The 12,945-nt window shown below is 63.5% G+C and carries 13 protein-coding genes and 1 pseudogene; 10 read left to right on the top strand and 4 right to left on the bottom strand.

From position 1 onward, the window contains the following. Positions 1-112, bottom strand: a pseudogene (locus tag IVB47_RS32690) (ferredoxin--NADP reductase); the annotation flags it as partial. Between the two features lie 208 nt (positions 113-320). On the opposite strand from IVB47_RS32690, the gene IVB47_RS32685 reads away from it, so the two are divergent. The 5 genes from IVB47_RS32685 (at position 321) to IVB47_RS32665 (ending at position 5,017) form a co-directional block, all read left to right on the top strand. After that, positions 321-617 (top strand): gamma-butyrobetaine hydroxylase-like domain-containing protein, encoded by a 297-nt coding sequence (locus tag IVB47_RS32685; RefSeq protein ID WP_027569172.1) that lies wholly within the window; start codon positions 321-323, stop codon positions 615-617. Between the two features lie 259 nt (positions 618-876). Further along, entirely contained in the window at positions 877-1,656 is a 780-nt protein-coding gene (locus IVB47_RS32680) for a Crp/Fnr family transcriptional regulator (RefSeq protein ID WP_247288898.1), read from the top strand. A 165-nt stretch (positions 1,657-1,821) separates the two neighbouring features. After that, positions 1,822-3,243, top strand: a complete 1,422-nt coding sequence (locus IVB47_RS32675; RefSeq protein ID WP_247467627.1) for an ABC transporter substrate-binding protein — start codon at positions 1,822-1,824, stop codon at positions 3,241-3,243. Positions 3,244-3,311: 68 nt separating this feature from the next. Beyond that, positions 3,312-4,148, top strand: a complete 837-nt coding sequence (locus tag IVB47_RS32670) for an ABC transporter permease (protein WP_035963082.1) — start codon at positions 3,312-3,314, stop codon at positions 4,146-4,148. Beyond that, positions 4,145-5,017, top strand: a complete 873-nt coding sequence (locus IVB47_RS32665) for an ABC transporter ATP-binding protein (protein ID WP_027569169.1) — start codon at positions 4,145-4,147, stop codon at positions 5,015-5,017. The genes IVB47_RS32670 and IVB47_RS32665 overlap by 4 nt, the downstream gene beginning before the upstream one ends. A gap of 77 nt (positions 5,018-5,094) precedes the next feature. Here IVB47_RS32665 and IVB47_RS32660 read toward each other — a convergent pair whose 3' ends face one another. Then, positions 5,095-6,153: a putative sulfate exporter family transporter gene (locus IVB47_RS32660; RefSeq protein ID WP_247288896.1), complete on the bottom strand. Its 1,059-nt coding sequence runs from the start codon at positions 6,151-6,153 to the stop codon at positions 5,095-5,097. 130 nt (positions 6,154-6,283) lie between these two features. After that, the gene (locus IVB47_RS32655) at positions 6,284-6,502 is read right to left on the bottom strand and encodes a hypothetical protein (RefSeq protein WP_007593267.1); all 219 of its coding nucleotides are present in this window, start codon (positions 6,500-6,502) and stop codon (positions 6,284-6,286) included. A gap of 201 nt (positions 6,503-6,703) precedes the next feature. Here IVB47_RS32655 and IVB47_RS32650 point away from each other — a divergent pair, with 201 nt between their 5' ends. Further along, positions 6,704-7,339, top strand: a complete 636-nt coding sequence (locus IVB47_RS32650; protein WP_247288895.1) for a DsbA family protein — start codon at positions 6,704-6,706, stop codon at positions 7,337-7,339. A 9-nt stretch (positions 7,340-7,348) separates the two neighbouring features. Here IVB47_RS32650 and ald read toward each other — a convergent pair whose 3' ends face one another. Then, entirely contained in the window at positions 7,349-8,464 is a 1,116-nt protein-coding gene (gene ald / locus IVB47_RS32645) for an alanine dehydrogenase (RefSeq protein ID WP_247467624.1), read from the bottom strand. A 134-nt stretch (positions 8,465-8,598) separates the two neighbouring features. Here ald and IVB47_RS32640 point away from each other — a divergent pair, with 134 nt between their 5' ends. The 4 genes from IVB47_RS32640 to IVB47_RS32625 all read left to right on the top strand — a co-directional run bounded on the left by IVB47_RS32640 (position 8,599) and on the right by IVB47_RS32625 (position 12,933). Further along, a complete protein-coding gene (locus tag IVB47_RS32640) occupies positions 8,599-9,078 on the top strand; it encodes an Lrp/AsnC family transcriptional regulator (protein ID WP_247467622.1) in 480 nt (159 codons plus the stop codon). A 138-nt stretch (positions 9,079-9,216) separates the two neighbouring features. Further along, the gene (locus tag IVB47_RS32635; protein ID WP_247359813.1) at positions 9,217-9,708 is read left to right on the top strand and encodes a (2Fe-2S)-binding protein; all 492 of its coding nucleotides are present in this window, start codon (positions 9,217-9,219) and stop codon (positions 9,706-9,708) included. Then, positions 9,705-10,721, top strand: a complete 1,017-nt coding sequence (locus tag IVB47_RS32630; protein WP_027569163.1) for a xanthine dehydrogenase family protein subunit M — start codon at positions 9,705-9,707, stop codon at positions 10,719-10,721. Before IVB47_RS32635 ends, IVB47_RS32630 begins: the two co-directional genes overlap by 4 nt. Before the next feature lie 7 nt (positions 10,722-10,728). Next, positions 10,729-12,933 (top strand): xanthine dehydrogenase family protein molybdopterin-binding subunit, encoded by a 2,205-nt coding sequence (locus IVB47_RS32625; RefSeq protein WP_247467620.1) that lies wholly within the window; start codon positions 10,729-10,731, stop codon positions 12,931-12,933. Positions 12,934-12,945 lie beyond the last annotated feature (12 nt).

Raw genomic sequence — 12,945 nt, 5'->3', positions numbered from 1 at the left:
CGAACTGGCCGTTCTGGAAGCGGAAGCCCGGATCGCGCGTCGCGGTGAAGCTGAACAGGCTATCGGTCCAGTGCCTGACCGACAGGACCGTTTCCTTCTGAAATGCGTTCATTGTCTCTCCTGATCTCGATTGCGCACAAGGTTTCGGAGAGACAGGAATCCGGCAACGCCGAACTGAAATTCCCGGTCGATTAGTTTCACATTTCGTGCGCAATGATCGAACGGCAGGCAGCGAAGATCAGCGTCGCGCACCTGCGCCTGGCAATTAGTTGCTATCGCAGCAGCGCTGCGGCAACGTAGAGAAGGGTCGGAGACACGTCATGACCTTGGTGGCACCGACCGTGGCAGATTACGAAGCAAGCGCCGACCTCGCGACGCTCCGCGTCCGCACCGCTAAGGACGACACGCTGGACTTGCCGGCGGAAACGCTCCGCCTCTCCTGCAAATGCGCCCACTGCACCCGCGCCCGCTTCGACGGCCGCTTCCCCGAGCGGTTTCCAGGCATCGCGATCACCGAGATCGGCGATCTCGGTTACGGGCTGAACATCTCGTTTTCGGATGGGCACAATCGGGGGATTTACCCGAAGCCGTATTTGTTGAGTCTGGCGGGGCGGTAGACGCCACAGGTCGTCCTCCAAACTCCGCTGTCATTCCCCGCGACCCGGCTACGCCAAGGCTTCGCCGGGGTTCAGGCCCAGGGGCGCCGAAGCTTTTAGCGTAGGCGGCAGGCGGGGAATCCCGTACGCCGCGGCTTCTCGATAACCCATTGACGTCTCTGGAATACTGGATCGCCCGGTCAAGCCGGACGATGACAGAGGAGTGAATCTGGCACGGACATTGCTCCTCTTTAGAACGATTTGAACGTTCCGGAGGCAGATGATGTTGCAGGCAGCGGCCAATGTGGTTCGCGGGACGGTTCCCGCAACGGTCCGGCCTGCCGGCGGTTCCTCGCTGCTGCTCACCGAGAACCAGCAATGGATCGGCGGACCGCCGGCGTTGATGGATAAGCTCAGCCAGCGCGAGCGGGAGTTGGTGCTGAAGCAGGGCCGCCGAAAAGTGCTCAACCGTGGCCAGACGCTGTTCAGCCAGGGTGGCAAGCATGACGGTATCTGGCTGATCGAAAGCGGCCGTATCCGGGTGTTCTACACCTCCCCGCTCGGCCGCGAGATCACGCTGGCCTATTGGCATGTCGGCAATTTCGTCGGCGGGCCGGAAGTGTTCGAAGGCACCGTGCATCAATGGTCCGGCGTTGCATCCAGCAATTGCAGCGTGGTGCATCTGCCCGGAAAGGAGCTGCGATCGCTTGCGGTCGAGATCCCGAACCTCGCGATCGGCCTGATCGAAGGTCTGACCTTCAAGGGGAAGTGCTATTCGGCTCTGGCCCAGATGCTGGGAACGCGCTCGATCACACAGCGCCTTGCGCATCTGTTGCTGCATCTCGTCGACCTCTATGGCGTCGATGACGCCGACGGCCGGGTGATCGCCGCCGCCTTCACCCATGCCGATATCGCCCACATGGTCGGCGCCACCAGGCAATGGGTCACGATCAGCCTGAAGCGCATGCAGGAGAAGGGAATCGTGCTGACCAAGCGCTCCCAGATCGTGGTCTGCCGGCCCGACGTGCTGGAAGAGATGCGAGGGCAAGGGTCTGACTAGGGCCGCTGCCCATGCAAGCAGCTTTATAGTGCAGGACTGCCCAAGGAGTATGCAATCAACTTTTCCCGGCAACTAATCGACTGTGGCGCTCATTCCGGATTTGCCCTGCCCACGCCCTCACCCAATCATGGCAACCACAGCACATCCAACCGAATGAGGATGAGAATGGTCCGCCATCTTCCCACGCTCTCGATCGCGATGTCGGTGACGTCGCTGGCGCTTCTCCTCGCGCAGCCGGCCGCGGCGGAAACCGTCACGCTCGGCATCGGAACGCAGGATACCACGACCAACACGGTGACCGCCGGGGTCGTCATCCGCCAGCTCCGTCTCCTCGAAAAATATCTGCCGAAGGACGGCAAATACGCCAACCTCAAGTTCGAGCTGGAGTGGCAGAACTTCACCTCCGGCCCGCCCGTCACCAACGCGATGATGGCGAACAAGCTGCAGATCGGCATGATGGGCGACTATCCGCTGATCGTGAACGGCTTCACTTTCGACAGCAATCCGGAGAGCAAGAGCCGGCTGATCGGAATCGCCGCCTACAGCCTGTCGGGCTCCGGCAACGGCATCGTCGTTCACAAGGATTCGCCCTACTACGATCTCGCCGATCTCAAGGGCAAGCTCGTGAGCGTACCGTTCGGCTCTGCCGCGCACGGCATGGTGCTGAAGGCGATGCAGGACCGCGGCTACGCGTCGGACTTCTTCCAGCTGGTCAGCCAAAGCCCGGAGGTCGGCTCGACCAATCTCCAGGAGAAGAAGATCGACGCTCATGCCGACTTCGTTCCGTTCGCCGAGTTGCTGCCGTTCCGCGGTTTTGCGCGAAAGATATTCGACGGCGTCGAGACCAATCTCCCGACCTTCCACGGCATCGTGGTCCGCACCGATTTCGCCGAGAAATACCCTGAGGTCGTCGTCGCCTACTTCAAGGCCGTGATCGCCGCCAATCAATGGCTGCGAGACGATCCCAAGCTCGCCGCCGAGAAGATCCAGGAATGGACCGGCATCAGCAAGGAGGTCGTCTACATCTTCCTCGGCCCCAGCGGCAACATGACCACCGATCCCTCGATCAAGCCGGCACTGATCGATGCCGCCACGGCCGACGTCAAAGTGCTGCAGAACCTCGGCCGGATGAAGGAGTTCGACCCGAAGAAATGGGTCGACGACAGCTACATCCGAAAAGCGTATGCCGAGATGAAGCTCGACTATGACGCGCAGCTTGCGAGCACCAAGAATTACGAGATCTCCGGCGACGATTCCTTCTGCAAGAAACCGATCTCCGATCCGCGCAAGGCCGGCGAGGTCTGGGTCGACGACTCAGGCATCATGCCCTTCTCGTCAGCCAGCTGCACGCTCGGCGCCTATGCCGACTACAAGGCCAAGGGCAAGAAGATCAACGTCGCCTACATCTTCGATACTACCCGCGGTATCAAGCTGTTCGCCGACCAGGCTTTCTTCGCGGTCGGCAATGGCGAGGTTGCGCCATTCCTGCTGAAGAAGGACGCCGAAGCCTATGCCGTCAAGATCAGCGGCAAGGTGCTCGGCTTCGACGACGCGGTAAAGGCGGCGGTCGGCGGGGGCAAGACGTGAGCAGTCCCGCCCTCCTCAGACATTCCGAGGACAGCATGCCGGCAAGTGCAATCGCGGAGGCAAGCGCCATGCCCGCCTCCACGCCACCCGCGTCTCCACCCTCCTTCGGCACGCTCGCACTGCGCTGGTACCGGCTCAACCGGGGCGGGCTGCGCGCGACCGCGATCGGCATCATCTCGCTGCTCGCCTTTCTTCTGGTCTGGCATCTGCTGACGACCTATCGCGTCGTGTTCTTCGTGCGCTTCACCAACGTGCCTTCGCCGCTCGCGGTCTATGCGAGCTTCACCAAGGCGATCCACGATCCGAAATTCCTGCTGCACGTCCTCTTGAGCTGCCGGCGCATCTTCTTCGGCTTCTCGCTTGCGGCGATCGTCGCGGTGCCACTCGGCCTGATCATGGGCCGCTTCAAGCTGATCCACGAGATCATCTTCCCAGTAGCGGAGGTACTGCGGCCGATCCCGGCGATTGCCTGGGTGCCGATGGCCATCATGCTGTGGCCGACCAACGAGCAGAGCATCGTCTACATCACGTTCCTCGGATCGTTCTTCCCGATCCTGGTCAACACGCTGCACGGCATGTCGCTGGTGGATCCCGTGCTGGTGCGTGCCGCGCAATGTCTCGGCGCGCGGGAGCGCTCGATCTTCCGCGATGTGTATTTTCCGGCCTCGCTCCCGCACATCTTCACCGGCCTGACCGTCGGCATGGGCGTGGCCTGGGTGTCGCTGATCGCCGCCGAGATGATCTCGGGGCAGTACGGCATCGGCTATTTCACCTGGGAGGCCTATTCGCTGGTTCAGTATGCCGACATCGCGCTTGGCATGATCGCGATCGGCGTGCTCGGGCTCGGATCGAGCATGTTGATCCGAGGCGCCGGACAATTGGTGATGCCGTGGAGATCAAGATGAGTGAGATCGTTGTCAAGGCACCGCAGGGCCATATCGAGGTCAAGAACTTCTCCCTCAGCTACGACAGCATCGAGGGGCCGGTCGAAGCCGTCACCGATACGCAGATTCATGTGAAGCCTGGCGAGTTCGTCTCGATCGTCGGACCCTCCGGCTGCGGAAAGTCGACGCTGCTCAACGCGGTCGCCGGCTTCCTCAAGCCGACCACGGGCATCGTCACCGTCGACGGCGAAAAGGTGAACGGCCCCAGTGCGGAGCGCGGCATGGTGTTTCAGCAATATTCGCTGTTTCCCTGGAAGACCGTGCGGGAGAACGTCGAGTTCGGCCTGAAGATGCGCGGCATGCCGCGCTCGCAGCGCGAGCGCGCCGCCCGCACGCTGCTGGGACTCGCAGGCCTCGAAGCCTTCGAAAAGCATTACCCCGAGAAACTTTCGGGTGGCATGAAGCAGCGCGTCGGCATCGTCCGCGCGCTCGCGACCGGACCCAAAGTGTTGCTGCTGGACGAACCCTTTGGCGCGCTCGATGCGCAGACCCGGGTCATCATGCAGCAGATCCTCACCAACATGTGGCAGCGGCTGAAGATCTCGGTACTGTTCGTCACCCACGACATCGACGAGGCGATTTTCCTGTCCGATCGTGTCTACTGCATGACCGCACGCCCCGGCTCGATCAAGGCGGAGATTCCGATCCCGCTCGAGCGGCCGCGGCAGCAGGCGATGATGATGTCATCGGAGTTTTTGGCGCTGCGCCGCGGACTGATGTCGCTGATCCGCGAGGAGAGCATCAAAGCGATGGGCGGCGAGCTCAACGACATGGGCATGCAGGGGTTGAACATCGAGCTGCACGGGCATTCGCTCGCGGATGTGATTTAGCGATTTCTCGACGCTTACCCTCTTAGTTCCCTTCTCCCCTTGCGCGAAGGAAGAAGAGTTCGCGGCTACAGCCGCCTTCACTTGAACCAGTGCACCAGTGCGATGCTGATGCCGAGCAGCAGCATCAGCGACAGCGTCACGGCCGCCGTCACCCTGCCCCCGACATTGGCCAGCACACGAACGTCGACACCCAGACCCAGCGCCGCCATCGACACCACCGTGAGAAAGCTGGTGATCTTCGTCACCGGACCAACCACCGTGCCTGGCACGATCTCCAGGGATCGCAGGGTCGCCAGCGCAAGGAAGCCGAGGATGAACCACGGGACCAGGCGGAAAAAGCCGACATTGGTCTTCTTGGCGTCGCTGTGCCAGCGCGAGGCCGTCAGCGAGAGGCCGACGACGACCGGCCCGAGCATCAGCACCCGCATCAGCTTGACGAGCGTGCCGATCTGCGTCGAGACGAGCCCCGCCGGCACAGTCGCCGCAAGCACCTGCGGCACGGCATAGACGGTGAGGCCTGCGAGGATGCCGTATTGCGTGGCCGATAGCTGCAGCAGCGGGATCAGCAGCGGCAGGCCGAGCACCATCATCACGCCGAGGATGGCGGTGAAGGAGATCGAGGATGCGATCTCGTCATTGTTGGCGCCGATGATCGGCGCCACCGCCGCAATCGCCGAGTTGCCGCAGATCGAGTTGCCGCAGGCGATCAGGATCGAGAGCCGCGTCGAGAGACCAAGCAGGCGGCTGATGCCGAAGGAGACGCAGAGCGCGACCACAACGACGGCCGCGATCGAGGCCAACAGCGCGACGCCGGACGCCGCGATAGCAGCAAAGCTGATCGAGGCCCCCAGCAGCATGACGGCGACTTCGAGCAGCTGCTTGGCGCTGAAGGCGATGCCGGACTGCCAGCGCGGCGCGGGCTTCCAGAAGCTGCGCACGGCCATGCCGAGCAAGATCGCCATCACCAGCGCCTCGACATAGGGATGCTCGAAGACGCCCAATTCCGCCCGTTCGAGCAGGGCCGAAACACCGGCCACGGCGATGCAGAGGAGGATCCCGGGAATCAGCGCGACAATGCGGCCAGTAGCCGTGGTCGGCTTGGCGTCGGCCGGGCTGGATGCTTGATTCTGCGACACAAATCTCTCCCCGAGGAGAAGGATTTATACGCAGCGCCATCCGATTGGGAAATAAGTTTTCGACATATCAGGGCTCAGGGAAGTTCTATCCTCAGCCCGGGATAATCCGGCTCGGAAGGTCAGGCGCGCCTTAGAAGATCAGGCTCTTGGCCAGCGAGGCGACGCGGCTGAAGCCGTCATAGACGCCGGGTTCGAAGAAGGCCGCACGCGCCAGCACGATGCCGGCGACCAGTGACCAGAACAGGCCGGTGCCGACCCGCAGCAGCAGCTTTGACCCACGCGAGCGCGGCTGGGTGTCCGTTGCGGACACCAATTGCTCGCCGAAAGGCTCAAACCTGGTGCGTTCCATGGCAGTCAATCCATCAATTTCTGATGGAAATGTCGTCGTTTCAGCCCCAAACAGCAATGGAAGCGATTGGCTTTTTTGTCTCCCGAAGGGGAAACTCCTTCCGCCGGACGGACCCGGGGCAATAGTTTTCTTCTTCCGGCCTATTTGAGCACCGGCGCCACGGCGAGCAGGTAGCGCCGCGCGTATGAAAGGAAACTGCCAATGCCAAACCCCCGCGTGCGCATCTACACCGACTACAAGAGCCCCTACGCATTCGTGGCCAACAAGCGCCTGTTCGAACTCGAGGAGACGCACGGCGTCGAGCTCGAGTGGCTGCCTTATACGCTGCGCGTTGCCGAATTCATGGGGACCGTGGAAGAGCGCACGCCGCATTTCTGGCGCAAGGTGCGCTACGCCTATATGGACGCCCGGCGCTATGCCAATGCGCAAGGGCTCGTCATGAAAGGGCCCCGGCGGATCTACGACGCGTTCTATTCCAGCGTCGGCATGCTGTTCGCCCAACAGCACAGCTTCTTCCGTCCGTATCACGATGCGGTGTTTCGGCGCTTCTGGAGCCATGAGCTCGAGATCGACGATCTCGCCGCCATCACGGACGTCATCACGTCCTGCGGTGGTTCAGCCAGTGAGTTCAAAGCCTACATCCATGGCCCCGCCCGCGCCGAGCATGACCGCATCATCGACGAGGCCGAAGCGCTCGGCGTGTTCGGCGTGCCGACCATGGTATTCAACGGCGAGCTGTTCTGGGGCGGCGACCGCATCGACATGCTGATCGAACGCATCGAGAAGCCTGAGACGATCGAAGCCGCGCTCGGCAGCCGCCATCGCAAGCCGGTATGAGCAGCAACGCTACGCCGCCAGCCCGCTCCCCACCGGAGCAAACTCCAGCCCGAGGCTTTCGGCCACCGCCTTGTTGGTGATGCGGCCGCGATGCACATTCAGCCCGTTGCGCAGATGTGGATTTTCCAGCACTGCAGCAAAACCCTTGTTCGCAAGCATCAAGCCGAACGGCAGCGTCGCGTTGTTCAGCGCCTGGCTCGACGTCACCGGCACCGCGCCGGGCATATTGGCCACGCAATAATGCACGATGCCGTCGACCAGATAGGTCGGATCGGCATGCGTGGTCGGGTGCGAGGTCTCGAAGCAGCCGCCCTGATCGATCGCGACGTCGACCAGCACGGCGCCCGGTCGCATCGATGTCAACATCGCACGCGTGACGAGCTTGGGCGCGCTCGCGCCCGGCACCAGCACCGCGCCGATCACGACGTCGGCAGCGAACACCTCCTCCTCAACTGATTCGATGGTGGAGAAGCGGGTGCGTACGCGCCCGGCAAAGAGATCATCAAGCTGCCGCAACCGAGGAATAGAGCGGTCGATCACGGTGATCTCCGCGCCAAGGCCCGCGGCCATGCGCGCGGCTTGCGTTCCCACTACGCCGCCGCCGAGAACGACGACCTGCGCCGGCTGCACGCCGGGAACGCCGCCCAGCAGCAGTCCGCGGCCCCCAGCCGAGCGCTTGAGCGCGGCGCCGGCGGCCTCGATGGCAAGGCGGCCGGCGACTTCGCTCATCGGCGCAAGCAGGGGGAGGTGACCGGCCGCGTCGGTGACGGTTTCATAGGCGATCGCAGTACAGCCGGAGGCGAGCAAACCCCTGGCCTGTTCGGGATCCGGCGCGAGATGGAGATAAGTGAACAGGATCTGGCTGTCGCGGAGCTGGGCCCACTCGCTTTTCTGGGGCTCCTTCACCTTCACGATCATGTCGGAGTTCGCGAAGATGTCGCGTGCGCTGTCGGCAATGATCGCCCCTGCCCGCCGGTAGACTTCGTCGGAGGCGCCGATGCCGCCACCCGCACCGGTCTCGACCGTCACCTGGTGCCCCGCCGCGACATATTCGCGGACTGCACCCGGGGTGAGCCCGACGCGATATTCCTGCACTTTGATTTCCTTGGGCACACCGACGCGCATCCCGGGCCTCCTTTTGATTCACGTCATGATCGTAGCGACCTGCCCGGTTTGGTTTCGTGCAAATATCCGCTAGCTTTGGCGTCCCTGCGCCGGTTTCCGGCGCGCAAACGCCCTTTCACGCTGGAAACGAAACTTTGGCCCTGGACCGGAAAGATCTCGCCATCCTCGCGGAACTCACGACCAATGCGCGGGCCAGCCACACCGAGCTCGCTAACAAGGTTGGGCTATCCAGCACCGCGCTCGCGCGGCGGCAGAAGGCACTTGAGGACGACAGCTACATCCAAGGCTATCAGGCCACGCTCGACCTCGCGCAATTCGGCCTCACCACCACGGTACTGGTCCGCATCGCGCTGGAAAGCCAGAGCGATGAGGCGTTGAAGGCGTTCGAGGCGGAGGTGGTGAAATGCCCGTCCGTCGTGCGCTGCTTCTTGATGTCGGGGACCGACGACTACATTTTGATCGTGCTCGCCCGCGACATCCAGGATTTCGAGCGCATCCACCGCATGGAGCTGTCGCGCCTGCCGCGCGTCGCGCGGGTCCAATCGAGCTTCGCGCTGCGCGAGGTCGTCAACCGCGCCGTGCCGAAGGTGGTGTTCGGCGAAGCAAAGCGCTGACGCAACCTCTCGGAAAGGCGAACTGCCTGCAAGGAACCAACCGGTCGGTGGTCCGTTGGGCGCTATTGGCCGGCGGAGGCGTGCCCCCGCGTCAACACGGCTGACGTCCGGCACGGTCGCCGTCGCAGGGAGCAGGACATGGGCGATGTCACGCATCAGATTTCCGAACGAATCCCGATCCATCTTGTCGTCAACGGCGTCAGTCACACGCTCGATCTCGTGCCATGGACCACGCTGCTCGACGCCTTGCGGGACCATCTTGCGCTGAGCGGCACCAAGAAGGGCTGCGACCATGGTCAGTGCGGCGCCTGCACTGTGCTGGTGGATGGCCGGCGCGTCAATTCGTGCCTCACGCTCGCCGTCATGAAGGACGGCGCAGAGATCACGACTGTCGAAGGTCTTGCCAAGGACGGCGCACTGCATCCCGTGCAACAGGCGTTTATCGACCATGACGCCTTCCAGTGCGGCTATTGCACGCCGGGACAGATATGTTCGGCGGCCGGACTGCTCGCCGAAGGCCGTGCCCGTGATTCCGACGAGATCCGGGAACTGATGAGCGGAAATCTCTGCCGCTGCGGCGCCTATCCGAACATCGTCGCCGCCATCCAGCAGGCAATGGGCCAGCCATGAACAATTTCCAATACGCCCGAGCCACGGATGTCGCCGACGCGATCCGCCTGCTCGCCGCCGATCCCGGCGCCAAGCTGATTGCCGGCGGCACCAATCTGATCGACCTGATGAAAGAGAATGTCGAGCGCCCCTCCCGGCTGATCGACATCTCCCGCCTGCCGCTCCGGGAGGTCCAGGAGACGACCGACGGGTCCTTGCGCATCGGCGCCCTGGTGCCGAACTCGGACCTCGCCTACCATCCATTGATCGAGCAGCGCTATCCCCTGCTCGCCAGCGCGATCCTAGCCGGCGCGTCGGCGCAATTGCGCAACATGGCCTCCGTTGGTGGCAATCTGATGCAGCGAACGCGTTGCGCCTACTTCTATGACACGGCCACGCCCTGCAACAAGCGACATCCCGGCAGCGGCTGCTCGGCGATGGACGGGCTGAACCGCAACCATGCGATCCTGGGCACGAGCGCCGCCTGCATCGCGACCAATCCATCCGATATGAGCGTGGCGCTTGCCGCGCTGGACGGGCTCGTGCACGTCGCGGGTCCTTCCGGCGAACGCACCATCGCGCTGACCGATTTCCATCGGCTGCCCGGCGACAAGCCTCATGTCGATACCAATCTCGGCACCGGTGAGATCATCACGGCGATCGAGCTGCCGCCGCGCGGCTTTGCACAAAACTACAGCTACCTAAAAATTCGCGACCGGATGTCTTATGCTTTCGCTCTGGTCTCGGTCGCCGCCGCGCTCGAATTGGAGGGCAACGCGATCAGCGGGGCACGCCTGGCGCTCGGCGGCGTGGCGCACAAGCCCTGGCGCAGCCTCGAAGCCGAAGCGGCGTTGCGGGGCCAGGCCGCAACGCCCGATCACTTCTCGCACGCCGCGGATCTCTTGCTCCAGGGATCAACGGCCCGCTCACATAACGGCTTCAAGGTCGAGCTCGCACGCCGCGCCATCGTGCGGACGCTCACACAGGCGGCGAACGCCACGCCGCAATCCCAGGCCCACAAGAAGATCGCGTGAGGACCCCATGAACGCTTATGTCGGAACGCCAACGTCGCGTGTCGACGGCCGGGCCAAGGTCACCGGCGCCGCCAAATACGCCGGCGAATTTCCGGCCGACAGGCTCCTCCATGGCTTCGTTGTCGAGGCCACCATTCCATGCGGGCGCATTGCCCGCCTCGACACCAATGCGGCGCTGCAGATCAAGGGCGTGCTCGACGTGCTCACGCATGCGAACCGTCCGCCGCTGGCCGATAAGGACGAGGCGTGGAAGGACGAGGTGGCGCCCGAGGAAGGCTCGCCTTTCCGTCCGCTTTATGACGACAAAATCAAGTTCAATGGCCAGCCGATCGCACTGGTCGTCGCGGAGGACTGGGAAACCGCGAAATTCGCCGCGACGCTCGTGCGGGTCGACTATGAGCAGCATGGTTTTGCGACCGACCTCGAAGGCGAGCGCGGCAACGCTGCCGAGAAGGACAAGCCGCATAAGCCGCGGGGCGACGCCGCAGCCGCCCTTGCGGGAGCTGATGTGCGCCATGTGGCGGACTACGTGATACCGACCGAGCATCACAACCCGATGGAGCTCTATGCGACCACGGCGGTCTGGGACAGCAATGGCAAGCTCACGATCTATGACAAGACGCAGGGCGTCCAGAACGTCCACAAATTTCTCTGCGGCGTGTTCGACAGGAAGCCGGAGGACATTCGGGTGATCTCGCCATACGTCGGCGGCGCCTTCGGTTCCGGCTTGCGGCCGCAATATCAGGTGGTGTTGGCAACGCTCGGCGCGCTCGCGCTGAAACGGTCCGTTCGCGTCGTGCTGACACGGCAGCAGATGTACGGGCTCGGCTACCGGCCAATGACCATCGAGCGCGTCGGGCTCGGCGCAAAGTCAGATGGTACGCTCGATGCGGTCACGCACGAGGCCATTGCCGTCACCTCGCGCTACGAGGATTTTGCCCGCAACGATACCGGCTGGGCCGAACAGCTCTACCGCAGCCCGAACAGCCGCTTGTCCCACAAGCTGGTCCACCTTGACGTCTCCACCCCCTGCGACATGCGCGCACCGGGCGCGGCGTCGGGCGTCTGCGCGCTCGAATGCGCGATGGACGAGCTTGCCGTCGCACTCAAGCTCGACCCGGTCGACCTGCGGCTGAAGTGCTACTCGGACCGCGACCAGAGCGAAAACCTGCCCTACACCAGCAAGCAGTTGCGGGCATGCTACGCGCGCGGCGCGGACGCCTTCGGCTGGAGCAGACGCAATCCTGCGCCGCGCTCGATGCGCGACGGCAGGGAGCTGGTCGGCTGGGGCATGGCCACTGGTGTGTGGGAAGCACTGCAAATGCCGGTCGCTGTCCGTATCGTGCTGACGTCGAACGGACATGCCGAGGTGTCATGCGCCGCATCCGACATCGGCACCGGCACCTACACGATCGTGGCGCAGGTCGCAGCCGATGCGCTCGGCCTGCCGATCGAGAACATCAGCGTCAGGCTCGCAGATTCCAGTCTGCCGCAGGCGCCTGTCGAGGGCGGCTCCTGGATGGCTGCCTCGAGCGCACATGCGGTGCTCGCAGCCGCTGAGGAGGTGCGCAAGGAACTGTTACGCCTGGCCGGGAAGATGCCAGGCTCGCCGCTCGCCGGCGCCGAGTTGGCCGATATAGTGCTGACCGACGGCAGCATTGCCAGGGCCAGCGACAACAGCCGCGCGGTCTCGATCGCCGACGCAATGCGCCATGGCGGGGTCGAACGCATCGAGAAGGAAAAGCTCAACCAGTTCGATGAGGACAAGAAGCACGCGCGCAACACCCATTCGGCCGTCTTCGCCGAGGTCAAGGTCGACGAAGAGCTAAACGTCGTTCGCGTGACGCGGGTCGTCAGCGCCGTCGCGGCCGGGCGGATTCTGAACACCAAGACTGGCCGCAGCCAGATCATGGGCGGCGTGGTCTGGGGAATCGGGATGGCCCTGCACGAGGAGACGGTGATGGATCACCGCTTCGGCCGGATCATGAATGCGAATATCGCCGAATACCACATTCCGGTGAACGCAGATGTTCGCGACATCGACGTGATCTTCGTCGACGAGCCGGACGCGCACATCAACGCGCTCGGCATCAAGGGCATTGGCGAAATCGGCATTGTGGGCGTCCCGGCGGCGATCGCAAACGCCGTCTATCACGCCACCGGCAAACGCATCCGCCGCTTCCCGATCACACTGGACAAGCTGCTCGACTGAGACGGTGCAGCG

Source organism: Bradyrhizobium sp. 62, from assembly GCF_023073035.1.
GTDB lineage: Bacteria > Pseudomonadota > Alphaproteobacteria > Rhizobiales > Xanthobacteraceae > Bradyrhizobium.
The sequence above is the reverse complement of the archived record's forward strand: the minus strand, read 5'-3'. Positions and strand labels throughout refer to the sequence as shown.